Source organism: Variovorax sp. HW608 (assembly GCF_900090195.1).
Classification (GTDB): domain Bacteria; phylum Pseudomonadota; class Gammaproteobacteria; order Burkholderiales; family Burkholderiaceae_C; genus Variovorax.
Genome location: NZ_LT607803.1, coordinates 4,308,564 through 4,334,632, shown reverse-complemented (window position 1 = coordinate 4,334,632; position 26,069 = coordinate 4,308,564). Strand labels below are relative to the sequence as shown.

25 protein-coding genes and 3 pseudogenes are annotated in these 26,069 nt (G+C 62.0%); 17 read left to right on the top strand and 11 right to left on the bottom strand.

Features of this window, described 5'->3' with window-relative positions:
* Positions 1-9: 9 nt before the first annotated feature.
* Complete coding sequence (locus VAR608DRAFT_RS20385; protein ID WP_088955708.1) at positions 10-795, bottom strand: IclR family transcriptional regulator; 786 nt, start codon at positions 793-795, stop codon at positions 10-12.
* A gap of 354 nt (positions 796-1,149) precedes the next feature.
* On the opposite strand from VAR608DRAFT_RS20385, the pseudogene VAR608DRAFT_RS20380 reads away from it, so the two are divergent.
* Both VAR608DRAFT_RS20380 and VAR608DRAFT_RS20375 read left to right on the top strand, forming a co-directional pair.
* Positions 1,150-1,733, top strand: a pseudogene (locus VAR608DRAFT_RS20380) (electron transfer flavoprotein subunit alpha/FixB family protein); the annotation flags it as partial.
* 255 nt (positions 1,734-1,988) lie between these two features.
* Positions 1,989-2,414, top strand: coding sequence for a hypothetical protein (locus tag VAR608DRAFT_RS20375; RefSeq protein WP_088955707.1), 426 nt, complete (start codon positions 1,989-1,991; stop codon positions 2,412-2,414).
* Here the strand turns inward: VAR608DRAFT_RS20375 and VAR608DRAFT_RS20370 are convergent.
* From VAR608DRAFT_RS20370 to VAR608DRAFT_RS20365, 3 genes are read right to left on the bottom strand one after another with little or no spacing between them, the layout of a single operon-like run.
* A complete protein-coding gene (locus VAR608DRAFT_RS20370; RefSeq protein ID WP_088955706.1) occupies positions 2,411-2,821 on the bottom strand; it encodes a DoxX family protein in 411 nt (136 codons plus the stop codon). The two genes, VAR608DRAFT_RS20375 and VAR608DRAFT_RS20370, sit on opposite strands and share 4 nt — an antisense overlap.
* Before the next feature lie 24 nt (positions 2,822-2,845).
* Entirely contained in the window at positions 2,846-3,028 is a 183-nt protein-coding gene (locus VAR608DRAFT_RS38580) for a TniB family NTP-binding protein (protein WP_443082959.1), read from the bottom strand.
* A gap of 39 nt (positions 3,029-3,067) precedes the next feature.
* The gene (locus VAR608DRAFT_RS20365) at positions 3,068-4,948 is read right to left on the bottom strand and encodes a tannase/feruloyl esterase family alpha/beta hydrolase (RefSeq protein ID WP_088955705.1); all 1,881 of its coding nucleotides are present in this window, start codon (positions 4,946-4,948) and stop codon (positions 3,068-3,070) included.
* A 246-nt stretch (positions 4,949-5,194) separates the two neighbouring features.
* On the opposite strand from VAR608DRAFT_RS20365, the gene VAR608DRAFT_RS20360 reads away from it, so the two are divergent.
* The 6 genes and pseudogenes from VAR608DRAFT_RS20360 to VAR608DRAFT_RS20340 all read left to right on the top strand — a co-directional run bounded on the left by VAR608DRAFT_RS20360 (position 5,195) and on the right by VAR608DRAFT_RS20340 (position 9,190).
* A complete protein-coding gene (locus VAR608DRAFT_RS20360) occupies positions 5,195-5,677 on the top strand; it encodes a MarR family winged helix-turn-helix transcriptional regulator (protein ID WP_231972907.1) in 483 nt (160 codons plus the stop codon).
* A gap of 19 nt (positions 5,678-5,696) precedes the next feature.
* Positions 5,697-5,825 (top strand): annotated as a pseudogene (locus VAR608DRAFT_RS37170) (ATP-binding protein); the annotation flags it as partial.
* A gap of 349 nt (positions 5,826-6,174) precedes the next feature.
* Positions 6,175-6,591, top strand: coding sequence for an IS66-like element accessory protein TnpA (gene tnpA, locus VAR608DRAFT_RS20355; RefSeq protein ID WP_088952445.1), 417 nt, complete (start codon positions 6,175-6,177; stop codon positions 6,589-6,591).
* Positions 6,588-6,935, top strand: a complete 348-nt coding sequence (tnpB, locus tag VAR608DRAFT_RS20350) for an IS66 family insertion sequence element accessory protein TnpB (protein ID WP_088952444.1) — start codon at positions 6,588-6,590, stop codon at positions 6,933-6,935. Before tnpA ends, tnpB begins: the two co-directional genes overlap by 4 nt.
* Before the next feature lie 67 nt (positions 6,936-7,002).
* Positions 7,003-8,634, top strand: coding sequence for an IS66 family transposase (gene tnpC, locus VAR608DRAFT_RS20345; protein WP_088952443.1), 1,632 nt, complete (start codon positions 7,003-7,005; stop codon positions 8,632-8,634).
* Positions 8,635-8,695: 61 nt separating this feature from the next.
* Positions 8,696-9,190 (top strand): hypothetical protein, encoded by a 495-nt coding sequence (locus VAR608DRAFT_RS20340; RefSeq protein ID WP_231972906.1) that lies wholly within the window; start codon positions 8,696-8,698, stop codon positions 9,188-9,190.
* A 102-nt stretch (positions 9,191-9,292) separates the two neighbouring features.
* Here VAR608DRAFT_RS20340 and VAR608DRAFT_RS38080 read toward each other — a convergent pair.
* The 4 genes and pseudogenes from VAR608DRAFT_RS38080 to VAR608DRAFT_RS20320 all read right to left on the bottom strand — a co-directional run.
* Positions 9,293-9,451 (bottom strand): annotated as a pseudogene (locus VAR608DRAFT_RS38080) (IS110 family transposase); the annotation flags it as partial.
* A gap of 79 nt (positions 9,452-9,530) precedes the next feature.
* Entirely contained in the window at positions 9,531-10,766 is a 1,236-nt protein-coding gene (locus tag VAR608DRAFT_RS20330; RefSeq protein WP_231972905.1) for a CaiB/BaiF CoA transferase family protein, read from the bottom strand.
* 204 nt (positions 10,767-10,970) lie between these two features.
* The gene (locus tag VAR608DRAFT_RS20325; RefSeq protein WP_088955701.1) at positions 10,971-11,945 is read right to left on the bottom strand and encodes a Bug family tripartite tricarboxylate transporter substrate binding protein; all 975 of its coding nucleotides are present in this window, start codon (positions 11,943-11,945) and stop codon (positions 10,971-10,973) included.
* Positions 11,946-11,978: 33 nt separating this feature from the next.
* Entirely contained in the window at positions 11,979-13,526 is a 1,548-nt protein-coding gene (locus VAR608DRAFT_RS20320) for a carotenoid oxygenase family protein (protein ID WP_157731067.1), read from the bottom strand.
* Between the two features lie 397 nt (positions 13,527-13,923).
* Here VAR608DRAFT_RS20320 and VAR608DRAFT_RS20315 point away from each other — a divergent pair, with 397 nt between their 5' ends.
* Complete coding sequence (locus VAR608DRAFT_RS20315) at positions 13,924-14,700, top strand: FadR/GntR family transcriptional regulator (protein WP_088955699.1); 777 nt, start codon at positions 13,924-13,926, stop codon at positions 14,698-14,700.
* A 10-nt stretch (positions 14,701-14,710) separates the two neighbouring features.
* On the opposite strand, the gene VAR608DRAFT_RS20310 is transcribed toward VAR608DRAFT_RS20315, so the two are convergent.
* The 3 genes from VAR608DRAFT_RS20310 to gcvA all read right to left on the bottom strand — a co-directional run bounded on the left by VAR608DRAFT_RS20310 (position 14,711) and on the right by gcvA (position 17,674).
* Positions 14,711-15,865 (bottom strand): acyl-CoA dehydrogenase family protein, encoded by a 1,155-nt coding sequence (locus VAR608DRAFT_RS20310; protein ID WP_088955698.1) that lies wholly within the window; start codon positions 15,863-15,865, stop codon positions 14,711-14,713.
* A 92-nt stretch (positions 15,866-15,957) separates the two neighbouring features.
* Entirely contained in the window at positions 15,958-16,401 is a 444-nt protein-coding gene (locus VAR608DRAFT_RS20305; protein ID WP_088955697.1) for a hotdog fold thioesterase, read from the bottom strand.
* A gap of 313 nt (positions 16,402-16,714) precedes the next feature.
* Positions 16,715-17,674: a transcriptional regulator GcvA gene (gcvA, locus tag VAR608DRAFT_RS20300; RefSeq protein ID WP_157731066.1), complete on the bottom strand. Its 960-nt coding sequence runs from the start codon at positions 17,672-17,674 to the stop codon at positions 16,715-16,717.
* 241 nt (positions 17,675-17,915) lie between these two features.
* On the opposite strand from gcvA, the gene VAR608DRAFT_RS20295 reads away from it, so the two are divergent.
* The 8 genes from VAR608DRAFT_RS20295 to VAR608DRAFT_RS37165 all read left to right on the top strand — a co-directional run bounded on the left by VAR608DRAFT_RS20295 (position 17,916) and on the right by VAR608DRAFT_RS37165 (position 25,647).
* Positions 17,916-18,806 carry an FAD binding domain-containing protein gene (locus tag VAR608DRAFT_RS20295; protein WP_088955695.1) on the top strand — a complete coding sequence of 297 codons (891 nt, stop codon included), beginning with the start codon at positions 17,916-17,918 and terminating at the stop codon, positions 18,804-18,806.
* 20 nt (positions 18,807-18,826) lie between these two features.
* Positions 18,827-19,351 (top strand): (2Fe-2S)-binding protein, encoded by a 525-nt coding sequence (locus tag VAR608DRAFT_RS20290; RefSeq protein ID WP_088955694.1) that lies wholly within the window; start codon positions 18,827-18,829, stop codon positions 19,349-19,351.
* Positions 19,344-21,761: a xanthine dehydrogenase family protein molybdopterin-binding subunit gene (locus tag VAR608DRAFT_RS20285; protein ID WP_088955693.1), complete on the top strand. Its 2,418-nt coding sequence runs from the start codon at positions 19,344-19,346 to the stop codon at positions 21,759-21,761. The genes VAR608DRAFT_RS20290 and VAR608DRAFT_RS20285 overlap by 8 nt, the downstream gene beginning before the upstream one ends.
* Positions 21,758-22,582: an alpha/beta fold hydrolase gene (locus VAR608DRAFT_RS20280; protein WP_157731065.1), complete on the top strand. Its 825-nt coding sequence runs from the start codon at positions 21,758-21,760 to the stop codon at positions 22,580-22,582. The genes VAR608DRAFT_RS20285 and VAR608DRAFT_RS20280 overlap by 4 nt, the downstream gene beginning before the upstream one ends.
* Positions 22,583-22,614: 32 nt before the next feature.
* Positions 22,615-23,349, top strand: a complete 735-nt coding sequence (locus tag VAR608DRAFT_RS20275; protein WP_088955691.1) for an enoyl-CoA hydratase/isomerase family protein — start codon at positions 22,615-22,617, stop codon at positions 23,347-23,349.
* A 7-nt stretch (positions 23,350-23,356) separates the two neighbouring features.
* Positions 23,357-24,061, top strand: a complete 705-nt coding sequence (locus tag VAR608DRAFT_RS20270) for an SRPBCC family protein (protein WP_088955690.1) — start codon at positions 23,357-23,359, stop codon at positions 24,059-24,061.
* 44 nt (positions 24,062-24,105) lie between these two features.
* Entirely contained in the window at positions 24,106-25,092 is a 987-nt protein-coding gene (locus VAR608DRAFT_RS20265) for a Bug family tripartite tricarboxylate transporter substrate binding protein (RefSeq protein WP_088955689.1), read from the top strand.
* A gap of 351 nt (positions 25,093-25,443) precedes the next feature.
* Positions 25,444-25,647 carry an H-NS family nucleoid-associated regulatory protein gene (locus VAR608DRAFT_RS37165; protein WP_157731064.1) on the top strand — a complete coding sequence of 68 codons (204 nt, stop codon included), beginning with the start codon at positions 25,444-25,446 and terminating at the stop codon, positions 25,645-25,647.
* Positions 25,648-26,069 lie beyond the last annotated feature (422 nt).

The following is a 26,069-nucleotide window of genomic DNA, read 5'->3' as shown; positions in this document are numbered from 1 at the left end:
CCTCGATGGTTAAAGACTTCTTGCCTTGGCGACCAGCCACTCGCCGACTTCCTTGATGCGCTTTTCTGTGTAGCGCGGCTTGACACCACCCACACTGATGGAGCCGAGCAGGGCTCCGTTCGGGCCAAAGATCGGCACACCGATTGCCACCAGGTGTTCGTAGATGTCCTCGTCGCCGACCGTGTAGCCACGTGCCCTTGCCTCGTTGATGCGCGTGCGGATCTTCTTGGGGTCAACGACCGAACGGGAAGTCTTCTTCTCGAGCGACCGCGCGAGGTATTCATCGACGAAATCGTCGGGCGAGAAGGCGAGGATGGCGAAGGGGCCGCCGCCCAAATGCATGGGTTGGCGGCTCCCGATGTGCGTGCCGAGCGAGATGACCGGTGCGTCGCCCTCTTTGCGATCGATACACAAGGCCTTCTCGCCATCGGGGACCATCAACAACGCCACGTCACTCAGTTCTCGGGCCGCGTCTGCCAGCATCTTCGCCGTTAGGGTCCCGATCAACTGCTGGTGCAGGGTGTGACGGGTGAGAGCGATCAGCCCGAAGCCAAGCTTGTATCGACCCGTCGCCGCCTCCTTGTCAACGAAGCGCTCCGCTTCCAACGTCGACAGCATACGAAAGCACACGGTGGTCGAAATGCCCGTGGCCGCGACGACCTCCATCAAGGTTCGCCCCTCGGAGGAGTTACCTATTTCTCTCAGGATAGCCGCGGCCTTCACGATGGATAGGCTGGTGTCCTTATCGGCCACCTTCGGCTTGACCAGCTTTGTCGTTGCCACGTCACGCTTCATCTTGGGTCCTTTTGATTGATTTCCGATAATCGGAAACGGCTTCCGATAATTCTAAGGACGGCCGTTCTTGGCTGTCAACAGCCTTTTTGCTCATGTGCCACTACGCCGCTCCTGCCCCGGAGCGCTACCAAGTGCGCAGAGCCCAGATGCTCAATGGACAGTCCGATGAAGTTCCGGCGCGAGCACCTTCCTCGACGCCAACGTCTGGTGCAGATCAAGTGCGTAACGCCGTGTGTTCGGGCGGCGCCAATCGGTTCTTCAAGAGTCAACGCCTGCTACGTCCACTGCGTCATCGTCATGACGAGGAAGCGGCCAGCCTGTAGTTCAGAACTGCCCGGTTTCCCAGGGAACTTCAAGGTGGACAGCGCCGACACGTTCAAGCATCCGATCTATGCGGGCACCGCGATTGCCACCGTGCAGAGCGCAGATCCGATCAAGGTCGTCACCGTGCGCACGACCGGCTTTGATGCCGCAGCCGCCACCGGCGGCAGCGCAGCCGTCGAGAACGCGGAAGGCGTTGCCGACAGCGGCAATAGCTTCGTGGGCCGAGAAGACACGAAGAGCGATCGCCCCGAACTGACGGGCAGCCAAGATCATCGTCTCGGGCGGCCAGGCGCTCGGCTGCGCCGAAAAGTTCAACGGAGTGATGACGCCTCTCGCAGACAAGCTCTGAGTCGCCCTCGGCGCTACCCGCGCAGCCGTGGACGCGGGCTATGCCCCCAAACGACTGGCAAGTGGGCAGACCGGCAAGATCGTCGCCCCACAGCGGTACATCGCAGTAGGCATCTCTGGCGCCATCCAGCAGCTCGCGGCCATGAAGGACCCAAGGTCATCGTCGCGATCAACAAGGACGAAGAGGCCCGATCTTCTCGGTGGCTGACTACGGCCTCGTGGCCGACCTCTTCACGGCCGCGCCGGAACTCGTCATGGCGCTTTGACGCGCGGATATCAGAACGGCGCCTCCGATGCGCGAGCACATGCGCAAACTGAATCAGCCGCTCCGCAGTCATTGCCTTCAAGGCACTCGGGGTGGTTGGCAACCCAACAAGCCCGACGCGGGGTCACTTGAGAATTTAGTCCCGACCGATCCGCCCAACACGGTCAGATCCATCCTGTCCACTATCCTGTCGCTTAACGCCGCGCGAGCAGCCGGGAGCTCCCTTCAATGCTTGAAAAGATTGCCCTGTTCGGCAATGCCCGACCTGTCCACGTTCCTTCAGGGCCTGGCCACCGCGTGGAAGGACGCCGAGGTGCGCCCGACACACCGAACGAAGCCGGCAGCCGAGCGGTGGTGGAGAGCGCGACCAGGTCCCTTTGAGCATGCTTGGCAAGTCGTCGAAGGTTGGCTTGAAGCCGAGCCCACGACCATGGCGAAGGCACTCATGGATCGACTGGCACATGCAGTGCCTGACGCCTACACCAGCAAAGCGCAGTTGCGCACCTTGCAGCAACGAATCAAGGCATGGCTCGCCGAAAAAGCGAAGGACCTCATTCTCGGAAAGCTGAGGAACCTCGCTATTGCACGCACCGCGTACTCGGCGCTTGTCGTTCGTCGCTCAATTGCCGAGGCACAGAAAATCAAGTCCGAACGGGTCGCGACGGCGCGACAATGCACTTAGGCGCGCGCCTTCTTCGCAGTTTTCAGTGCCAAGACGCCATCACCGAGCAAGAACAGCGCAACCAGGCCGACGGCCCAGAACGCAGGATATTCCCAGCCGCCGCCCTTGTTGGTGAAGAGCCAGCCATTGGCGCGATGCACGAGGGCAATCGTGCCGAGCATCTCAAGTGCCAGAGGCAACGCGACTATCGGAGCATAAATGCCGAGAATCAGAGCAAAACCGCCGAGAAGCTCCAACGCGATCACGGCATACGCCAGGACGGCCGGTAGCCCCAGAGAGGCAAAGTAGCCGACGAATCCTGGAACGGAAAAGACAAACAGCTTTAGGCCAACATGAGCCAAGAACATGACTCCGAGGGTCACACGCAGCAGGAGCGCGGCATAGGGGGCTGTAGATGTATTGATCATGAGAAAGATTGGATGCAAAGGACGTTAGCAAAGATGACGCGAACAGATGGGGCCGGCAGCCTCCGCTCCGAAGCGCGACGCGAACTGCGGATTCGATTGCATCTCGCAAGGCACCTCACTCGCTCCCAGTACGATGACGGGCAGGCCCAACTCGCTGCTGAGGAGCTTGAGCGTTTCGGGACTGGCACTGCTCGCGTGCGGTGCCAGCCATAAGGTTGCCTTTCGGGATGGCTATTGGAAATTGGCCTACTGACAGGCGAAATTCGCTGCGTCATCGAGACTTCCGGTTCCCTTGTACTTCGGGAACTTCGGGTATGGGCACAACGGGCGGGTACGGCCGGCCGCGATGCCTGAGCCGGTCATGTCCGGGTTCTGCGCCGCGGTTCGCGCCGTGCCGATCACGCTGTCGGGTGCCCGGCCTTGCTCGACCCATGCGACCAGGGCGGTCACGAAATCGAACTGGTCGGTCGACGGTCCGCCTTGCGTGTGGGTCATGCCCGCCACGTTGAAGACGCGCGCGAAGTTGCTGGCGTCGCCATTGTTGGCGGCCGTTAGGCCCTCGTACCAGGCGATCGTGTCGTTGTAGGAGAACACCGGATCGGCCGTGCCATGGAACACGATCAACTTGGCGCCGCGATCGCGCAGCTTGGTCAGGTTGGTGGGGTCGGGGGGCGTCATGAACGACATAGACGATTCGGTGAATACCGGAGTCGTCCCGTTGATCAGCGCTTCTGCCTTGTCGAAGTCATAGTTCAACGTCCAATCGATCATTGTGGAGCCCAGGCCGGTCATCACGGTCGGGTCGGCGGGCGGCGTGCTGAAGATGAACGCTGCCGCCGACACGAAGCCCACGTTATTGCCGTACTTGTTCGTGCCGACGCCCGCACCGTTGGTGACGCCGGTCATGTAGCCGCGCCAGTTGGCACCGTAGATTCCGTTGGTCCAGGGCCAATCGGAGTAGAGGGCCTTGCCGGCCGAGTTCTTCGGCCCCGCGAAGATCTTGGCCAACGCCGTCTTCTGCACGAGGCTCAGGCAGGTGCCGTCGGGCGCCTGGCCTGGCGCGCAGATGGCGACATCGTTGTCCAGCGAGAACGCGCTCTGGCACCCCTGCACGTCCTGCACCATGCCGTCGACCACGCCGTCCAGCGCGTCGCATTTGGCGAGCACGCGATTGCTCACGTAGGTGAGGTCTGCCAGCGACAGGGAGCTCCAGATGGCGGGCCGGTTGGTCACCGGGTCCACGGAGGTCGCGGCAGCCATCAGGATCTGGTTGGCCCATTCCTCCGCGATGCGGGACTTGGGTAGGTTGAAGCCGGGTGATCCCGCCAGGATGCCGTCGTAGTCGGCCGCAAAGCGGGCCGCGGCCACCATCGCGTGGCGCCCCCCATTGGATGCCCCCACCATGTAGGAACGATCGGGCCCGCGGCCGTAGGCGGCGGCGATGAGGCTCTTGGCCATCGGCGTGAGCGAACCCACGGCGGCGTAGCCATAGTCCTTGCGCGCCTGCGGGTCGAGGCCGAAGACCTGACCGGAGATGCCCAGCCCGGTGGCCGGATCGTTGGGGTATGAGGCGCTGTCCGGCGCATGGCCGGCATCGGAGGTCAGCACCGCGAAGCCCTCGATCAAACCGTTGCTGGTCGGGCTGCCGCCGAGCTTGCGGCCGAAGGCGCGCGTGGTGTCGGTCGTGATGAAGCCATCGTTGCCACCATTGACCTGATGGAAGAAGCGGCCGCTCCAACTGGTGGGCAATCGCATCTCGAAGTTGATCGCATAGCTCTTGCCGTCGATACCAGTGCGCGGATTCATCTTGCCGACGACGACGCAGTGGGCCGGCAGCTTCAGGGTCACGCCGTCGGCGGTGGAGGTCACCGCGTCCGCAGCCACCAGAGTCGCGGACGTGACGGTCGTGTTGGCGAAGGTGAATCCGCTCAGTGATGTGCAGTTCGCGAGCTTGCCGGGCTGCGCTGCTGCGAGCTGCGGGAGGGCGGTGGCGGTGACGCTCGCGATGCCGCTGCCACCGCCCCCGCCGCCGCAGGCGGAAAGCATGGCGGCAGCACCGCATGCGGTGATGGCGGCCCAGGCGAGGAATCGCTTCGGGCGGGCGACGGCGAACGGATGAGTGGTCATTGGATTGCTCCAGTCGATGTTCCTTGTCCCGGCAATGCGGTGCGCTGGATCCAAAGTGCTGCCGGGGGCCGAGATGGAGAGAGAGGCGATCAGCCGCCTCGCGGGCTCCATGTAGTTACTTAATATACTTAAGTACTTTGGCCCATATCTCGGTGATTTCCCTGAGGAAACGCGGCTCCGTTAACAAACTTAGTTTGTTAATCGATCCCCCGCGCGGACGGGCACTGTCCCGGCGAGAATGGCCGCATGATTCGAGAAGAACGACAAGTCGATGAACTCACCCCCCTGGGCGGCCTTGACGAAGGAGGTATGCACCGGCTGCTCGGCTACCAGCTCGCGCAGGCCGCGATCCTCACAACAGAAGCCTTTGTGAGCGTCGCGGGCAAGCCGCTGCGCCTGCGGCCGGTCGAATTCACGATCCTTCAACTGGTTCACGAAAACGCCCCTGTGACGGCGACGAAGCTGGCGAAAGCGCTGGGGATCACGGCCCCTGGGGTCACCATCTGGCTGGATCGTCTTGAGAAGCGCGGGCTGCTTAAGCGCGAGCGCAACGAGGCTGACCGCCGGACTCAGAATGTAGGTGTCACACGCAAGGGCGCCGAACTCGTTGCCACGGCAACTGAGCGGCTGCTGCTGGCCGATCGCGACCTCCTCAAGCACTTGAGCGAAGGCGAGCGGCACATGCTGTTGGAGTTGCTGCACAAAGTGGCGCGCGCCCGAAAGCGCTGAGCCCGGAATGAGGGGCAGCGGCGACGCGACCATGGGCACTACCATCCTCGATCGATTCATGCATCGTGCCATGGTGCTCGAGTTCGAGGGCAGGGGCTATCGACTCAAGGAGGCCGCCGCACGCCTGGCGATCGCCGCCGACGCATGACCGATCAATAATGCAACCCTCGTCCTGCCTGGAGGAATTTAAGTATCCACGGGTGGAGAGTTTGAAGTGTCGATCGGGGGTCGCATTGCCTTCATGGTTCTGAAGTTGTCCACACTGGCCAACGCTGGGCCGATCGAACCGTGCCATCTTCACGCGCTGAGGAATGCGCTCATATCGCGGACCACCACGGGCAAGGAAGCCGAAAGCTGGCAAGGCTCCCCATCTCGGCATTGCGGCTTCAGATGATTGTAATAGTCCGACGTAGGCCGTTCTTGTTTAACTTGGCGAGGCCAGACAGCATGTGACCTGAAGAAATGGCGCACCAATAGGTGTCCATCAACAGGAGTGCATGTACATCATGAAGAGTGAGGCGGAGCCGAGACGGCGGCATCACGATCGAGCGTTCAAGGCCAAGCTCGTCGAGCAGAGCATGCAACCCGGGGCGTCGGCATCGGCCGTTGCGCGGGAGCATGGCATCAATGCCAACTTGTTGTTCACCTGGCGGCGCGAGCACGCGCGCGCAGGGACCGTGGCCAGGTCTGCGGAATCCGCGGTGTTGTTGCCTGTGCGGCTTGCTGGCCCCGCTGAGGAGATGCTCGCAGAGCAAGGCGCGCAGGAGTCGTCCGGGTTGGCGCCGGCGACGAATCGCTCGTCGCGTCCAGGCGTCATCGAACTGGAGCTCGCCGGAGCCCACCTTCGCCTGCGCGGTACTGTCGACGAAGCCAGTCTGTGCAGCGTCTTGCGCGCGCTGCGCCAATCGGCATGATCGGCCCACGCGCGGGCACCCGGATCTGGCTGGCCGCGGGGGTCACCGACATGCGCTGCGGCATGGACTCGCTCGCCGTCAAAGTGCAGACCGTGCTCACTGAAGATCCTTACGGTGGTCACGTCTTCGTCTTCCGCGGCCGCCGCGGGGATCTGGTCAAGCTGCTGTGGAGCGATGGAGACGGCATGTACCTGCTGGCCCGGCGGCTGGAGCGCGGCCGCTTCGTCTGGCCGCAGGCCGAATCCGGTTCGATCGCGCTGAGCGCGGCACAGCTGTCGATGCTGCTGGAGGGCATCGATTGGCGCCGCCCCGAACGGACCTGGCGGCCACGCGCCGCGGCATAGCCGACACATCGACGTTGACAGGGCAACTCCCGTTGGTGGTGCCGGGTGTGCCTGGCACAGTCATGCTGTGACTCCCGAAGAACTGCTCGCCAGCAACGCCGCCCTCAGCGGCGAGGTGCTGCGTTCGCAGGAGGCGTTGAAGATCGCGCTGCTCACCATCGACAAGCTGAAGGTTGAGCTGGCCTATCTGCGGCGCATGAAGTACGGCCGCTCCAGCGAGCAGCTCGAGCACGCTCAACTCGAACTGGTGGGTGGGCAGGCATCGCCGCCCGTGCCGTTCGAAACTGCTCCGGCGATCGACACCGAGAACGCCGCGGACGGTGCGCAAGGTACGGCCAACATCAGCTCGCTGCAGGACGCTCGCGACAAGCGCAAGGCCCGCCAGCAAGCCGCCGCGCGTGGACTGCCCGATCATCTGCCGCGGCGCACCGTGATGCACATGCCCAGCGAAGCCGGCGGTTGCAAGTGCGAAACCTGCGGCAGTGGGCTGCGCGAGATTGGCCAGGACGTCTCGGAGGTTCTCGATTACGAACCCGGCACCTTCCACGTGGTGCGGCATGTTCGCCCCAAGCTGGCCTGTGGCGGCTGCCGTACGATCTCGCAGGCGCCAGCCGCGAGCCGCCCCATTGCACGCGGCCTGGCCGGCAGCGGCCTGCTCGCCCACATGCTGACGAGCAAGTTCGCCGACCACACACCCCTGTATCGGCTGTGCCAGATCTATGCCCGCGAGGGTGTGGAGCTGTCGCGCTCCACGCTGACGGATTGGGTTGGCCAGGCCGCACGTTTGATGACGCCTCTGGCCGACGCGGTGGGCCGGTATGTTCTACGCGCCGGGAAGATTCACGGCGACGACACGCCCATCCGGGTGCTCGGCGGCAAGGGCAGCCAGGCGCGCACCGGGCGGCTGTGGGTCTACGTGCGCGATGATCGACCTAGTGGCGAGCCGGCCGCTCCTGCGGTTTGGTTCCAGTACTCGGCTAACCGCAAGGGCGAACATCCCGTGCGCCATCTGGAGAGCTTCCGGGGCATCCTGCAAGCGGACGCCTTCGCCGGCTATCACCCACTCTACGAGAACGGCCAGGTCATCGAGGCTGCATGCTGGAGCCACGCGCGCCGTAAGGTGTGGGACATCCACGAACGCCAGCACAAGCTGGCCGGCACCTTGGCGCACCAGGCGCTGCTGCGCATCGGCAAGCTCTTCAAGGTGGAGGCCGAGATCAATGGCAAGCCCCCTGAGGAGCGCCTGCGGGTGCGGCAGGCGCGTACGCGCCCGATGCTCGACGATCTGAAGCTCTGGCTGAACACCGCCTTGGCGCAGCTCTCGGCGAAAGCGCCCATGGCGCTGGCCATCGGCTACACGCTTGGCAACTGGACGGCACTCACGCGCTTCCTGGATGACGGGCGGATCGAGGCACATAACAATGCCGCCGAGCGTGCGTTGCGAGGCGTCGCGATCGGAAGAAAAAATTATTTGCATCTGGGATCGGACACTGGCGGTCACAGCGCAGCGGTGATTTACACCTTGATCGGCACGGCAAAGCTCAGCGGGATCGACCCTCAGGCGTATCTGCGTCACGTGCTCGATCGCATCGCCGACCACCCAGTCAACCGTATCGACGAGTTGCTGCCCTGGATCGTGGCGCCGCAGCTCCAGCAGGCGCGCCCCGCCCGGCACGAGGACCTCGCTCAAGCCGCCTGAGTCCGGCGCGCCGGGCAAAATGACGCCCATGCTGAGCATCTCGCGGATCGAAGACTTGCCCATGGCCACCAGCGCCGAGCTGTACCACCTCAGCTGGGTGATCGAGCAACTGCTGGCCGACCCGCGGCGCATCGTCCAGGCGCGCAGCCAATTGCATCTCGGCCAGCAGGTCCACTACCTGGACTGGGGTGATGGCAAGTGGCGCAAGGTCAGGGTCGTGTCCATGAAGAACGATCGAGTGACGGTACTCGACGAGGCCAGCGCCAAGCAGTTCAGCTTGCCGTACGCGGCCATCATGACCACGGATCCGACCGCGACGCCGAAGGGAGAGCAAGGCGCGGCTCCAACCCAATCAAAGCCCAGCCCACCGCCAGAGGTCTCGCGGCGCGAAAACGTCCATGTCGGCCAGCGCGTGAGCTTCGTCGACCAGAACCTGCAGCGACACGTTGGACAGGTCACGCGCATCAACCAGCGCACGGCCACCGTCCATGCCGACGGGCGCGCTTGGCGGGTCGCCTTCGCGCTGCTCCAGCCCGTCATCAACGTCCCCGTCTGACGCTCAGCAGACCCGGTCCGTCGGCAGCGACAACGGCACTGATCGGACTATTACAGATGATTTCGTCTTCGACGGGAATGAACGTGCATGGACGTCCCCAGCGATCAGTCCGAACTCGCCCAGCAGGCCGCGGATCTGTTTGGCCTGCGGTGCGGGCCTTGACGAACCCTTGCGAGCTCGATGTAGCGACAACACGGACTGATGCTCAATGTTCTTGATCTGCACGAAGGGCATGGAGCGCCGCCCGACGGCCTCACAGATTCAAGCGCCGTGCGCTCCTTGCCGAAGGGCGAGAGACTGAAGAAAAGCACGCTAGCAGTGCACAACACCTCCAACGAGTTCAGCCCTTCCCAGTTTTCGGCGTTGAAATCACTCCATGGGATGTCAACGTGTCAATAGCAAGCGCGTCCATTCCCAACCAATCAGCGAGAATTTCCGCCGTATGCTCGCCCAACTCCGGGGCCGGCTCAAGCTTTCGAGTTGGCGTATTCGACATTCTGGGGACGACCGCTGGGACCTTCAACGGGCCTAGACGTGGATGGTCCATCGTCGCAATACTGCCACGCGCGTTGTAGTGTTCGTTCTCGGCGATTTCTTGCACGGACAGGATCAGGGAAAAAGCAAGCCCTGCCTTCTCGAGCGACGCGATAAGAGCCGCGACAGGTTGCTGGAATATCCAATCTGCCACTATTGCGTTGATCGCGTCCAAATTCTCGACGCGGAGGGCGTGACTGGTGAACCTTTCGTCCGTGGCCAACGACGGCATTCCCATTAGATCGCAAAGGCGCTTAAAGACAGTGTCCGCGGACACCGTCAGAGCAATATATCGCCCATCGGAAGTTGGGAAATGATCCCCGGGGGCAGCGGCGAAGTGCTTATTGCCCTGACGCTCCCGTTTGGCACCAGATTTCTCGTAGGCAGTCACCATGACATCGGTGAAGCGGAAGACCGCTTCGTAAAGCGCCAAGTCGATGTGCTGTCCAGTGCCCCCGGCGGCGTCGCGCCCGTAGAGCGCAAGCATGGCGCCGAATGCACCAAAAATTGCAGCCTGATAGTCGGCCATTGCGACCCCCGGCCTGACCGGAGGGCGGTCAGGGTATCCCGTAATATTTAGGATGCCGGCGAAAGCCAAGGCGATCCGGTCATAGGCCGCTCGAGAAGAGTAGGGACCGGTTTGCCCATAGCCAGAAATGCTGAGCAAGATCAACCTGGGATTGACCTTGCTAAGTGTGTCATACCCAATCCCCCATTTCTCCATCGTGCCCGGACGGAAGTTCTCAACTACGACATCCGCCTTGGAAGCCAACTCGAGGAGCAACTTTTGCCCGGCAGAAACCCGCAGGTCGATCGTTACTGACTTCTTATTTCTGCCTTCTATGTGCCAGCTCAGACTCTCGCCATCTGCGAACGGCCCCAGCTTCCTGAGCGTGTCCCCTCCTGTAGGCTGTTCGACTTTGATTACGTCGGCGCCAAAGTCACCCAGCAAGGTGGCTGCCACGGGTCCTGCGAGCATGGTCCCTAGGTCAAGGACACGCACACCTTTCAACGGATACGGCTTCTCGGAAGAGGAGTTCACGAATATTCACCTTAAGCATTGAGGCTCGCAGGGCTCGGTAGCGAGCAAGTGTTGGACAGATTGCGACGCGAACCCGCGGTCGGTTCGTTCGTTCAAGCGGGACCGTCGCGTGGGGTGGACTAAGCGCGGTCGGCTCACAACTGCTCGCTGGGTCCGGCAGCGCGGCGATGGCCGGGCCCCTGCAAGACATGCGGACGCGTGCGCTCAGTTCAGCTGGATGTTTGCACTGCGAATGACTTTCCCGTACACATCTGCGTCGTTCCGCATGACAGTCAAGAGTTCCTCCGGCGTGCTGCCAACGGGACTGATCCCCATGCTCTCGATCTTTGCGGCCACTTCAGGCGTTGCGATGATCTTGGCCAACTCGCTTGAGAGTTTTGCGATGATTGGCTTGGGTGTGCCAGCCGGCGCGAGAACACCTAGCCAGCCATCTTGCTCAAACGAGCGGTAGCCCAACTCACGGAAGTTTCGCAGTTCAGGCAGACCTGGAAGTCGCCGAGTGCCGGTGACGGCCAAGAAGCGGAACTTTTCTCCGAACTGACGCGCGGTTACGCTGTCGATGAAACCTGCGCTCACCTGCTCGCCTATCAAGTTGGTGGCCAACGGCGCGCTTCCTTGAAAGGCGATGAGAGGCAAGTCCATTCCCGCTTGTTGATTGAGCATGATCCCCAACAAGTGCGACGGTGTACCCACGCCATAGTTGCCGATGCTGAAGCGACGAGGATCGGCCTTGGCCTGACGCACGAATTCCTCGAGCGAAGGTGGCCCACTCTTTGGCACAGCGAGCAGCAGGGGGAGGCGAGCGATGAGCGTGATTGGTGCGAGTTCCTTGAAGGGATCGACCGTGGCGGTTTGTACCAGCAGAGGCTGGAGCACCAATCCGGAGACCCCCAACAGAATCGTGTACCCGTCGGCCGGAGCGCGGGCCACAGCACGGGCCCCCACCATCCCGCCTGCTCCAGTCCGATTGTCAACGACCACAGGCTGATGCAAGGAGTCCTGAAGTTTCTGGCCGACCAGCCGCGCTGTCTGGTCGGCAACTCCGCCCGCGGGATAGGGAACGACCAGCGTGATGGGCTTAGTCGGATAGGGTGTGGCGCTGCCTTGAGCCAAGGAAGCAGCGGCGACCGTCGCGGCCCCGAGGGCGAGGCAAAGCCTCGCCAGTGACAAGAATCGCATTTTGAGAGCCTCCGTGACGGTGCCGGCTAGTTGTTAGAGTTGCTGAACCTTTTCTTCGTCGAGCCACACGGCATGCACGCCGAACGGAACACGCTGCGGAAGGTGTAGACGACACACTTCTTCCATGGTCTTGGCATCCAGCACGAGCACCTCGGCCTTGTCCTTCTCCATCATGAGGTCCAAGATGTAGCCGTCGTCCTCGCTGACCGCCCCCTTCTTCGGAACGAACAACGGCTCTCCGCCGTACTGGTTTCCGTAGTCCACATACTTGACTTCGCGCTCGTCCAAGATGTCGTACTTGAGGGTTCCCTTGCCCATGTAGCCCTCCTTCTGTTCATCGAGGAGATAGCAGTAGCGCATCTTCTTGCCGCGGTATCCAACGTGGAACGAGCACCGTTCATAGCCCCAGTCGACGAGCACGCGGTCTTCCAACACCTCATCGGCTTCCGGATCGAACACCCACCGTGATAGTTGGGCGTGCGACTCCTCCGGTGTATGGATTGGAACCGTGGCAGAATATTCGTGGAATCGCGGCCCATACATCACGATGTTCGTGCCACCGTCGGGCCTCTTTTCTTCCCAGGCGTTGAGCAAGTGCCAGATCGCACCAGGTTTGCTCGTCGAAACCCAACGGATCGGGGTGTCGCTGTCGAACTTGCGCGGAAGCACGCCGAAACGCATGTTGTATCCGGCGTCCCAGTAGTACATGCTTCCGTTGTCTTTTTTCAGCCCTTCCCTGTCGACCCGCATCGAGATGTCCGGAAAGATGATGTAATTTTCGGTGATGCAGCATTCGTGAATCCAAGCCATGTGCTTTGGCGGCTGCTGATACGTGAGAGACCGAACCACTTCATTGTTCGACACCTGCACAATGGTGATGCTTCCGTCATAGCGATTGGTCGCGACGCTGTACATGTCCCCCGTGTCCGGGTCGATCGCGGGATGTGCGGAGAAAGGGCCGGTCAACTTGCCGCCCCAAGTGGTGGGCTCGCCGGTGCCATCGATGACCAGCTCCCCGTTTTCCTTGCGCACATACAGCAGGAACGGGTAGCCCGCCTCATTGAAGGTGTACAGCTGGCCTTGGTGGAACTGGATTGCGGTGCCGTTGCCGGTGCCGCTGAATTTGAGCTCCGGCAAGGCGCCTTCCTTGTACTGTTTTTGCAGCCACTCCATTTTTGCCAAGGTTGCCTTGCCGCCGGTCAGCAATTCACCCATGCTGATATAGACGTCGCGGCCCAGCGCCCGTTCGACTTGAAAGCGTTTCGATCGGACGTACGAATTGGTGTAGGTGGCTTGACCGTTCTTGATGTGGACTTGGTGCAGCATTCCGGGCCCGTCGAACATCTGATAGCGGATCGCCATCGGATCGAACTGAGGGTTAGTTCCGTTGCGGATATACACGCCCTCGAGATCCACCGGGAGGGTGCCCGTGATCGTTACCGGAGCGCGCTGCAACTCAGTATGAATCGCACGGAAGCCCCAATGACTGTAGGCGCTCTGCCGGTTGTAGTTCTGCGCCCCAATTGCGGCATCGATAGTCTCAAGTTCTCTTTTCTGGGTTTCAGTAAGTTGCATGATCATGGGTTCCAAGAATTCTTCGAAAGAAGTAATACAACAAGGCCCCGAGAGGGCTGCGGCATGAGCCGGTAGTTGCATTTGGTCGCACTCACGGGCAGGTGATGGGGCTCACAGGTGATTCCGAGGGGAGCATCAGTCGACGCAACGGTGCGAAGTCAGAGCCTTGAAACAGCGTCGCCGCCTCTGTTGGTATGACCATTGCATATTGTTATGATAGTCCGCCGGGAGCACCCCCTCAAGCCCCACCAGCGTGAGGTTTTCTAGCGGTGCCTGAGTTTTCTTGTTACCGCTCGGCATCGCCGGGGTCAATCGATTCAGCGAACTATGCATTGGTAAGATGGTTGATTGTTAGACCAATCTAGTTCGACTCGGACTGTGGACTTTTGCTTTGGAAAACTCGATGCAGGAATACGCAATGGATCAGTCGGCAACCCAAGCGTCCTCGATGTTTGAGCCCATACCGGCGCAGCGCGCGTTTGAAGTTGTCTGCGAGCGAATCCGCGAACTTGTCGCAAGCGGCAGACTGAAGAAGGGGGACAAGCTGCCTCCCGAGCGGGAGTTGGCGATTCAACTTGGCGTCAGCCGTCTTGCCATACGCGAAGCCTTCAGAAGCCTTGAGAACGCTGGCCTCATCGTCCTGCAGAGGGGCCCAAAAGGTGGCGCCTTTATTCAGGCCAGCTCGGATCGCAAGATGACAGAACTGATGCAGGACATGCTCAACTTGGGGTCAATTACCTTGAGCGAGTTGACTGAAGCACGCATATTCATACTCGCCTCCGTGGCACGCCTGGCGTGTGAGCGGGCCAGCACCGAAGACCTCGCGCAGATTGAGGAGAACGTGAGACTCAACGATGCAGCGCTTCAATCGGGAAGCAGGGCAATTCGTTTGCAGCATGCGACCGAGTTCTACGAGCTGCTGGCGTCGGCGACCAAGAACAAGGTGATGATCTTGGTCGTTCGCTCCTTGACCGACGTGATCAGAGTCATCCTGCAGCGCATCGAGATCTATCCAACACAAGATCTAGCGTTGTCAAGAAGGCGATTCGTTGAAGCGCTCCAAGCCCGAGATGGCGATCGGGCGGCTCAAGAAATACACGCGCATCTTCGCAAGTTGCATGAGCACATCGTCAAGCACGCCGTAGAGCAAAAGAAGTCGCCAGATTTGACGAGGCCGTAGTCGGTGTTGATCAGAGAATGTCTCGCGCAATGATCTCCTTCATGATCTCGTTGGACCCTCCGTAAATGGGACCAACGCGCACATTCGCGTACATTCTCGCGATCGGGTAGTCCATGATGAAACCGTTGCCTCCATGCAATTGAAGGCATTCATAGACCACTTCATTGCACCTCTGCGTACTCCACCATTTCGCCATTGCCGCCGCGGGTCCGTCGAGATCGCCCGCCAGGCACCTGACAAGGCAGTTGTCTAGAAAAACGCGCCCGATCGTCGCTTGCGTCGCGCATTCAGCGAGCTTGAATCGCGTGTTCTGAAGCTCAGACAGGGATTTTCCGAAGACCTTGCGGCTCTTGACGTAGTCGACGGTCATTGCCACCGCGCGCTCCATTTGGGCAACGGCGTTCATCGCGATATAGAGCCGCTCCGCTGGCAATTGCGCCATCAGCTGAGTGAAACCGTTGTTCTCGTCGGTGCCCAGAAGATTGTTCAAGGGCACCTTGACTTCGTCGAAGAAGAGCTCTGCAGTATCGGAGCCCTTGTTGCCCAGCTTCTCCAATACACGCCCTCTTCGGAACCCCTGAAGCTCCTTGGTCTCCACAACGATGATGGACAACCCGCGCGACCCTTTGGCGTCTGGATCGGTGCGCGCGACCAAGAATATCAGGTCGGCATGATGCCCATTCGTGATGAAAGTCTTGGACCCGTTGATCACATAGTGGTCGCCCTGTCGCCGCGCTCGCGTCTTGATCGCCTGAAGATCGGAACCCGCATCCGGCTCGGACATGGCGATCGCGCCCACCAGATCCCCCGTTGCCATGCCCGGCAGCCAACGGCGCTTCTGCTCCTCAGTTCCATAGTGCAGCAGATAGTGGGCAACGATGCCGCTGTGTACCGTATTGCTGAAGCTTCCGATCAATGCGCGCGACTGCTCGCTGAAGATGACAATGTCGTGCGCTAGGTTTCCGCCCCCTCCACCGTATTCCTCAGGTATGCTCGCGCAAAGCAGACCCATGGCGCCTGCTTCGTTCCATGCACCTCGGTCCATCAACATGTTGTGGGCCCATTCCTCTTCCCGGGGCACGAATCGCTCCTCGAAGAAACGCCGACTCGCTTCTTGAAGCATTTCCAGTTCCGGGGTCAGCCAAGGCGACTTGTACGGTTGCATTCTTGATCCTAGGATTTGTCTCTTGGTTAAATTGCCACGGTCATTCTTTAGTCCGAAGCGCTGGATCCATTGCGGCATCCACAGGGAGGTTGTTAGTCCCGATTCGGGACTCCGGCCAGAGTTGGAATGACCGCCATCGTCAGGCGGGAAGCGCAACAAGGTTTGCCCGCCTCATCGGACAGGTCGATCTGCCAGACCTGAGTGGTTCGCCCGAGATGAATCGGCACGGCGCGCCCGGTCACCCAGCCCTCTCGAACCGCGCGCAGGTGATTGGCATTGATATCGAGACCCACGACACTGCTTCCTTCGGGGCAACAATGGGCCGCGCCGATGGATCCCAAGGTCTCAGCCAGCACTACGGAGACACCACCGTGCAACAGGCCCATCGGCTGGCATGTTTGCCGGTTCACCGGAAGCCGTGCGGTAAGGAAATCGTCTCCCACCTCCAGGAACTCGATTCCCAGATGCGTTATGGCGGTGTTGGCCGCTCGCCGAGTGAGGGACTCGACAGAAACCGGTCTTTTCCAGATCAACATGTTCGATGCGACATTCTTCTAGTTGGACTTGCTTGGACGGATGACTGCAAGGCAGACCGCGTGGGTGAGCGATCGCAACAGCGATGAGTCCTTCCAGACGCGGGCGGCGGTGGGCATGTGAGAGTTCATGGGCAAGAGCTTTGAGATCTGGAGTTTCGGCCAGCGGGTCCCGTCATACAAGCGAGCGTTGCTCATGCTGAATCACTAAAACTCACACACGAGAATCCCCAGCGTCTATGCCAGCGCCGATGACGTGGGGCGCCGAACGGACGCAGCATCTGCAGCCTTCCGTTCACGACGCGCTATGCCAGTGCTACATCTGTTCTTGCCTGCTTTCCGGCGGCGTGATCTGATTCATCGTCTCCTGAGCCCAGGTGTTGATTGCCTTTTCAGTGCTGCGTCCCTCCTCAATCAGCCAAGCGCGAAACTCCGCGATGGCTGGGTTGTGCTTCGACGCGGGCGAGGTGTTGGCGTAGTAGTGTCGATGCATCGCGCCGTGCAGGCCGAACGGTGCACACAGCTTTCCGGTCACGATGTCGTCTGCGACTAAAAAGAGCGGCACGAGCACTACCCCAAGCCCTTCTGCGGCGGCCTGCAGGGCGAAGTACATTTGTTCGAAGTGAAGCGTGCCGGCCCCGGCAGTTTCGGCGATGCCAGCGGCGTCAAACCATGTCGACCAAGTGTACGGCTCGGTCGTGTAGCGAATAAGAGTCTGTCGCGCCAGGTCCACCGGGCTTCGCAGGCCGCCCGATTCCACGATGTCCGCGTGACAGACCGGAACGATGATTTCGGTCATGAAGGGTACCGACTCGCAACCGATCATGGGCTCCAGCGCGCCGCGTATCGCGATGTCGTAGTTGTTCTCCTGGAAATGCACGGGTGCGATCGACGTCGTCAGTCGGACCTCGATGCCGGGTCGCTTTCTTTGATAGACCGATAACCGAGGAATCAACCAACGCATCGTGAAGGTTGGCGGGGCGCTCACGCTGATGGCCGAAGATGCCGCCTTCTCCATTGCCTGCGCAGTCACCACGCTGAGGCGATCAAGGAGCGATGTGACCTCCTGCGCATAGGCACGACCACTGTCGGTGAGTCCGATCTGCGAAGCGCCACGCTGAAAGAGCGGCGTGCCCAACCATTCCTCAAGAAGCGAGACCTGCCGGCTGACAGCCCCATGGGTGACGTGTAGTTCCACTGCAGCCTTAGTGAAGCTGACGTGGCGGGCGGCGGCCTCGAAGGCCTTTAAGGCATTCAGTGGAGGGAGCTTTCTCATTGCAATCCCCGCGAACGTGCGGGCACCCCAGAAGTTTCGACTATGAGATCTTCTCACGCTCCTCCAGATTTGATCGATTGTTCCGTATGGGGGTGCGGAAACAGAATCCTTCCACCAAATAGTCAAGCAACAAACAGTGTGCCTCACGGTTCGCCCCGCAGAGGAGGAGATTTTCCGGTCTCGAGGGGCGGCAGCGCCGCCCTCTTCTTCGCCCAACGACAGTGCAAGCACCGCTGAATCCATGAAAGCAGCCCCCTTCGAATACGTCCGCGCGGAATCCCTCGAGCACGCGCTGGACTGCCTGAACCAGAACGGCATGGACGCCAAGGCCATCGCCGGTGGCCAGAGCCTGGTCCCGATGATGGCGATGCGCCTAGCGCGTCCCACGGTGCTTCTCGACATCTATCGGCTACCCGAACTGCGCCAGGTGAGCATCGAGGCGGGCCGGGTACGGATGGGCGCGACCACCCGACAGCGCACGGTGGAGCATGGAACGGAACTTCATGCGGCACTCCCTCTGGTGCGGGACGCGCTGCGTTGGGTGGGACATATCCAGACGCGCAATCGCGGGACGGTGGGCGGCAGCCTGGTCCACGCTGATCCTTCGGCCGAATTGCCGCTCGCTGCAGCGGTCCTCGATGCGACGCTTCGCCTGCAGAGTCATGCCGATGGCGAGCGGCAGGTTTCCGCGCGGGAGTTCTTCCTCGGCCCCATGTTCACCGCGACCGGCGAGACCGAATGCCTGGTCGAGATCGAGTGGCCCGTGTGGCACGGCCGTGTCACGACTGCCTTCGACGAAACCGCGATGCGCCATGGCGACTTCGCCATGGCCTCTGCCGCCTGCCAGCTCGAATTGGATGTGGACGGCGTCTGCCGACGCGCGGCATTCGGTGTCGGCGGCGTCGATGGCACCCCGCGCGCTTTCCCCGAGCTGGCGCAGCAACTGGTCGGCTATCGCATCGATCCGGGCATGGCCAAGGAGATGGCTCATGCCGCCCTGCAGCAGACCGAACCGGGGTCGGACCTGCATGCCAACGCCGACTACCGGCGGCACCTGGGCGTCGTGATGCTCACGCGCGTCCTGCTGAAGGCCGCCGGGGCGCATCACGCCTCCCCCGAATTTCAACGCTGAGACGAGAAAGCCGAATCACCATGTCTTCCTCCCTGGTCACGGTCGAAATCAAGGTCAACGGAGTGATCCAGCCGCGGGCCGTCGAGCCGCGCACCACGCTGGTCGATTTCCTGCGCGACCATCTGGGCCTCACCGGCACCCACGTCGGCTGCGAGCACGGCATCTGCGGTGCATGCTCCGTCCTGCTTGACGGCGAGCCCGTGCGTTCGTGCTGCATGTTTGCCGTGCAGGCTGACGGCATGTCGGTGACCACCGTCGAGGGTCTGGCGCCGCAGCGCGGGTGCCTGTCCAAGCTCCAGGACGCGTTCTGCGAGACCCACGCGCTGCAGTGCGGGTACTGCACCCCGGGAATGCTGGTCGCCTGCCATGCGCTGGTGGAGCACACTCCGCAGCCCGATGAGGCGCAGATCCGCGATGCAATCGGCGGCAACCTCTGCCGCTGCACGGGCTATCAGCAGATAGTCGACGCCGTCAAGCTGGCCACCTCCCCCGGCTACCAGGTGAAGGATGCGCAAGGCAAGGCCAAGGAGGCTTCCCATGGCTGACCCGAAGCACCCCGCCTACCAGGCCTTCAAGTACATCGGCCGGCATCGCCGTGCCGTCGAGCACCGGCGCTTCGTGACAGGCAACGGCCACTATGCGGCCGATGTCGTCCCGCCGGGCCTGCTTCATTTGGCCATCGTGGCCAGTCCGTATGCGAGCGCACGGATCCTGTCGGTCGACGCCTCTGCCGCGTTGGACATGCCGGGCGTGCATGCGGTGCTGACCGGCGAGGAACTCAATGACGCCGTCGATCCCATGCTGCCGGGCGTCGATGCACCGAAGGTCGCGCGCTATCCGTTGGCGCGCGGCGTAGTCCGCTATGCCGGCGAATGGGTGGTGGCCGTTGTCGCGGAGTCTCGCGCGCTCGCCGAGGACGCTGCCGAGATGGTCAACGTCGAGTACGAGCCGACCCCGCACGTGGTTGATCCCGAAGCGGCCATGGCGCCCGATGCACCCAAAGTGCACCCGGCCCATGGCGGCAACATCATCTGGCAGCGCAAGTTCACCTGGGGCTCAGTCGACGAGCACTTCGCGGCGTCCGAGCACCAGCTGAGCTACCGGGTGCGTTGGGCCCGCAGCTCCACCGTGCCGATCGAGACCTTCGTCGCGACCTGCAGCTGGAACGACGCCACGCAGATCCTGGATGTCTGGGCCTCGATCCAGATGCCCAAGTATCCGGACCTGTTGGCCAAATGCCTGCGCCTGCCGGGCAATGGCGTTCGCGTGCACTACGACGTCGATGTGGGCGGAAGCTACGGCGTCAAGCGGGGTCTGAAGCACACGATCCTCGTGGGCTTCCTAGCCCGCAAGCTCGGCCGCCCGGTGCGCTTCCTGGAAGACCGGCTGGAGAACATGCGCGGCGGCGACATGCAGGGGCCCGATCGCATCTTCGACGTCACGCTCGCCTTCGACGGCGACGGAACGATTCGTTCGATGCGTATGCGCGCCATCGATGACATCGGCGCGTACTCGGGACGCTCGCCTCTTCAGCTAGGCAAGCCTGTGGGCGCCATCGTGGGGCCGTACAAGATCGCCAGCGTCGAGTACGACGCCTACTCGGTGATGACGAACAAGACGCCCCAGGAAGCGGTGCGCGGCTTCGGTCAAGCGCCGACCAACTACGCCATCGAAACGGGGATCGACAGGGTCGCGCGGCATCTCGGAATGGACCGCGTCGAGTTGCGCCGCAAGAACCTGATCCACAAGGATTCCTTCCCCTACCTGATCCCGAGCGGCACGTACTACGACTCGGGCGACTACGAAGCGGTGATGGACAAGGCGCTCGCTGCCGCGCCGTATGACGAGTTGGTCAGGCAACGCGACGCGCTGCGTGCCAAAGGCATGCTGGCCGGAATCGGCGTATCCACCTGCCTGGAGCCTTCGGGCGGCAACTCGGCCTTCGAGCCTCTGTTCAACCCGAAGAACGAGACCACGACCTGGATGGACTCGTGCCTCATCCGCATCGACCTCAACGGCGCGGTGACTGCCTTGATGGGCACATCCACTTCGGGGCAGGCGCACGAGACGCTGGTGTCGACAGTGGTCGGTGAAGTGTTGCAGCGTGAGCCGGACAGCATCCGTGTGCTGCACGCAGACTCGCTCAACTCGCTTCCCTCGAACAGCCCGGTGGGCAGCCGAATGGCCATCATGCTGGGAGGCGCGGCTGCCGGTGCCGCAAAGATCCTCAAGGACAAGCTGCTCACCATCGCGGCTCATAACCTGGGGGCTGCGAAGGAAGCCCTGACCTATGCGGACGGCAACGTCTTTATCCAGGCCGATCCCGCGCGCCGATTGAGCTGGGAAGCACTGGTCGAGATCGCCCACCGCAAGTACCACTGTATGCCCGAGGGCATGGAGCCCGGCCTGCAGGAGAAGTTCTGCTGGGAAGTGCCGACGGGCGGGAAGATGCCGACGGAGGACGGTCGGGTCCAGATGTACCCCTGCCACTCCTTCGAGTCGCATGTCGTGCTCGCGAGCATCGACCCCCAGACGGGCAAGACGCACCTGCATCGATACGCCGTCGGCCACGACTGCGGCGTGATGATCAGCCCCGACGTGGTCCACGGCATGACCTATGGCGGCGTCGCCCATGGCCTGGGGGCCGCACTGCTGGAGAAGTTCGCCTTCTCCGAGGAGGGGCAGCTCCTGTCGGGCACCTTCATGGACTACCTTCTGCCCAGTGCGGAAGAAGTGCCCTCGATCACCATCGTCGACCACTGCACGCCATCGCCGCTCACAGCCTTCGGCCAGAAGGGCTCGGGGGAAGCCGGCTATCTCGGTGGTCCGGCGGCGATCGCCAGCGCGATCAACGACGCACTCGCTCCGGTCGGTGCAGACATCAATGAGCTTCCCATGACCCCACAAGCCGTATGGCGCGCGCTCCGCGCTGCCGGCGTGAAGGAATCCGAATGAACAATGCAGACATCCAGCACCGCCGCGTGCGCGCCCACCACGCGGCAGTGGCCGTGAGGCTGCAGGGCAATCCGAAGAATCCGGCGGTCGTCATGACCCATTCCATTCTTTCGTCCGCAGCCATGTGGGACGAGCAGGCCACGCTACTGGCCGGGCAGGGGTGGTACGTGGTACGCGTGGACACGACGGGCCACGGCGATTCACCCGCGCCGACGGCCGCAGAAGTGACCATGGACGGTCTCGCCGCAGACACGGTTGCGGTGCTGGACGCCTTGGACATCGCGCGTGCGCACTACGTCGGGCTCTCCCTCGGAGCGATGAGCGGCTTCGGGCTCGCCATTCAACATGGCGCACGGCTCCTGAGCCTGGTCCTATGCGACGGAAGAGCGGATGCCCCGCCGGCGGTGGCCATGCCGTGGGATGAGCGCATCGCCATTGCCGAGCAGGACGGGACCTGCGCGCCGCTTGCTGCGCCCACCATTGAGCGCTGGTTCGGCAAGGCGTTCGTGGCCGCGAACACCGAGATCGCCGAACGCTTCCAGGGCATCGCTGCCGCCACCTCCGTCAAGGGATTCGTTGGTTGCGCCCGAGCGATTCAGGGCCTCGACTACCTGGCGGACGTGACCCGCATCGCAACGCCCGCGACCTTGATCGTCGGCTCGAACGACGGCGTGCTGCCCGATGCCATGCGCGACCTGCAGCAGCGCATCGCCGGCTCGGTCCTCGAGGTGATCCCGAGCGCGGGGCACCTGCCCAACGTCGATCAACCGGCTGCGTTCAACGCGGCCCTGCTGCGGCACTTCGAACGCGTTCGCAACTGATTCCCTTTTCCAACCACCCCACGGAGACCTTCATGCATCCGCATCTGATCATCGAGCAGCAGGACCGCCTTCTGTCTGTGACCCTCAACCGCACCGACGACAACGGCGTCTCAGACAGCATGGCCTCGGCACTCTCTCAACTGCTGGCAAAGGCACACGAGACCGCCGATGCCGTCCTGCTTCGCAGCGCCGGCCCCGACTTCTGCACCGGCCGCATCCGCGATGCGGGCACCACGCCGCCCACGTCCGAGGCCTACACCCGCCGCGACGAGTACGACGGGATCTTCGGCAGCTACCAGGCCATGCGCGGCGCGAAGGTGCCGATCATTGGCGTCATCAAAGGGCGCTGCATGGGCTTCGGCACCGCCATCGCTTCTCTCTGCGATGTCAGTTTCGCCAGCGACACCGCCACCTTCAACATTCCCGAAATCGGCCACAACGTCATGCCGACGATGGTGATGTCAGCGGTGTACGACCGCATGAACCGGAACGCGATCCTCTGGATGGCCTACTCCACCGACTTCATCGACGCGCAGCGCGCGTTGGCCTATGGGCTCGTGAGCCAGGTTGTCCCGGACGCGAAGCTGGACGCGGAGGTCGCTCGCTTCGTGGACGTGCTGCTTTCTCGCCCGCGTCCTGCGATCCTGGGGCTCAAGGAGTACCTGCGCGTGGCGCCTCGCATGGACGAGCAGGGCGCCATCGACTACGCACGCAGCCTGCACTCCATGGTGAACACGGCCGCTGCCATGAAGAAGAACGCGCATTGAGGCCACCATGGAAATCACCGGAACCCAAACCATCGCAGCGCCTCGCCAGCGGGTCTGGGACGCCCTGAACGACCCTGACACCCTTAAGAGGAGCTTGCCCGGCTGCGAGTCGGTGGAGCGCACATCCGCCGACGAATTCAAGGTGATCATGGCTGCAGCCATCGGCCCTCTGCGTGCGCGCTTCAATGGCCTCCTCAGGATGTCCGACATTCAGGCGCCAGCATCATGCACCATGGTCTTCGAAGGACAAGGAGGCGCGGTCGGCTTCGGAAAGGGCAATTCGGCAGTAAAGCTGACCGAGTCGAACGGTGAGACGGAACTCACCTATACCGCGCAGGCGCAGGTGGGCGGCAAGCTCGCACAGGTCGGGTCGCGCCTCATCGATAGCGTCGCACGCAAGATGGCCGATGACTTCTTCAAGGCTTTCAAGACACAGCTGGCCGGAGTTCCTGCTGCGGTGAATAGCGTGGGCGTAGCACCCGTTGCTGCAGTGGTAGAGGAGTTAGCAACTGCCTCGATCGACGCAGCTGCGAAGAGGCCAGCGGCACACTCAACGTCAAGCGCTTTATTCGCACCAACACCGGCAGCCGTCGCAGCGTCCCGATCCGATGCATACGCCGTCACGGCGGTGATGGTCCCCGGTTGGTGGCTTGCCCTCTCGGCCGTTATCGGTTCGGCAGCCACCCTGGCGGGTGTTCTGTTTGCGCGCTGATCGGCAAATCATTCTCTAAAAAGAAGCGGGGGAAGGAGACAACTATGACGAATGCCGGTATCAATCGGCGCACTATGGTCCTGGCAACAGCTGGAATGGGTGTCGTCGACCCTCTGCAGGCCGAGCCGACCAAGGGGGCCCCAGTCGCGAAGATCATCGTCGGGTTCCCTGCCGGGCAGGCGACCGACATTTTGGCCCGGATGCTCGCTGATAAATTGCCGGCGGTGACAGGCAAAAACTACATCGTCGATAACAAGCCGGGCCAGGGCGGAAGTCTCGCCATGGGGGCGCTTGCCAAATCGCCAGCCGATGGCAGCGTCATGATGCTCACGCATATGTCCGCCGTCGCGACCAATCCCCATATGTACAAGTCGGTGCCCTACGACTCCCTGAAGGATTTCGAGCCCGTCGGTTTGCTCGGCGACCTGCCGTTCGTGCTCGTGTGTCATCCGTCAATGCCGTTCAACAACGTCGAGCAACTGGTGCGCTACGCCAAGGACAACCCAAAGAAGTTGACAAACGCGTCCTCGGGAAACGGCACTGTCTCTCATCTGGCCATGGAAGACTTGAAGTCTCGTGCGGGCGTCGAAATCCTGCATGTGCCCTACAAAGGAAGCGGCCCGGGATTGACAGACGTGGTTGCGGGGCAAGTGTCGCTTGCGTTGGAAACTGCGGCCGCCGTGCAGCCGTTCGTTCAGTCCGGTCGCCTCAAGGCACTTGGTGCCGGAACGACAAAGCGGCTGAGCATGATGCCGAACGTGCCCACCATCGCGGAGCAGGGCTTCGAGGACTTCAGCGCGGTCACATGGCTCATGCTCCTCTACCCTGCCACTACCGACAAGCAATTGGTGGCAGGCACGTTCGGTGCCATGAACAAGACCATGCAGACCCCTGATGTGGATGCCAGGATGCGCCAGATTGGCGCCCTTCCGCGATTCAGCGCCAGTCCCGCAGAAGCAGCGGCTTTTGTCCAGAGCGAGTACGCCAAGTGGGGAAAAGCGGTCAGGCGTAGCGGGGTTCGACTCGACTAGGCGTGTTGGTCGCTCGATAGGCATCGAGTGATGCAATCCCAGATCAACGAAAGCGTGGAAGTGGCGGGCGCCATCGGCGTTGTCGCACCGGATGAGCCGAGACCTAGCAAAGGCAAGCTTCTTGCCACGACGCTCGATCTCACCCCATCCCGATACCGCTCCTTTGGCACGGCGCGCCGGCAGCAGTCGTCATGGTCACGCACGAGACGACGCTGGGCAAGAAGCGCACGGCGAACACACCTTGACCTGGAGGTCGAGGTTGGCACTGACGACTAGCTACGTAAGCGGCTTTTCCCAGCCCTTCGCCTCATCATCGCCCTATGGTCCAATGTTCACAAACGTCATATTGCAATGGCAACTCTAACTCTAGCCGAAATCGAAGCGCAGATTCAGGAGCACGAGAACCAAAAGGCGCAACTTAGATCTGCGGCCAAGACGCAGCGGAAAGAAGAAGTCGGCGCGGTGGTTCAGGAACTGCGGCGGAAGATCGTCGAATACGGTATCTCAGCGAAAGAATTAGGTCTAAGCGGCAAGTCGTCCTCGCGTCGCCTGTGACTAGGTCCGACGACGGCAGGGCGCGCACAAGTGACTGGCCTTGGCCTGCGCCACCGGGAACCGCCTCACTCCTTGTCTTTCCACGAACGCCTGGCTAGAACCAAGACTCGGAGACAACGTCTCGCGGGCGTAGTGCGTCCTGCACCACGACCAGTCCGGGAAGTGGTACGCGGGACGCTTCAACTCGAATGGGCGAACTGGGGCGAGTACTCTCGTGCGTTCTCGAACACCTCGGACAGGACCGCCTCTCCTGACTGCAGTGGCGCACACAGTGGCAAGGACCGCAAGGCCATGGCGAGCATCGCCGACACGGCGCTCCCCTGGAGCGTCCCGGCCCCCCGGATGAAGAGCGGATCGGAATCAAACTGGACGACCACCTGCTGCTGCGTCAAATTGACCGCTCAACTCTCCGAGTCGAGTGC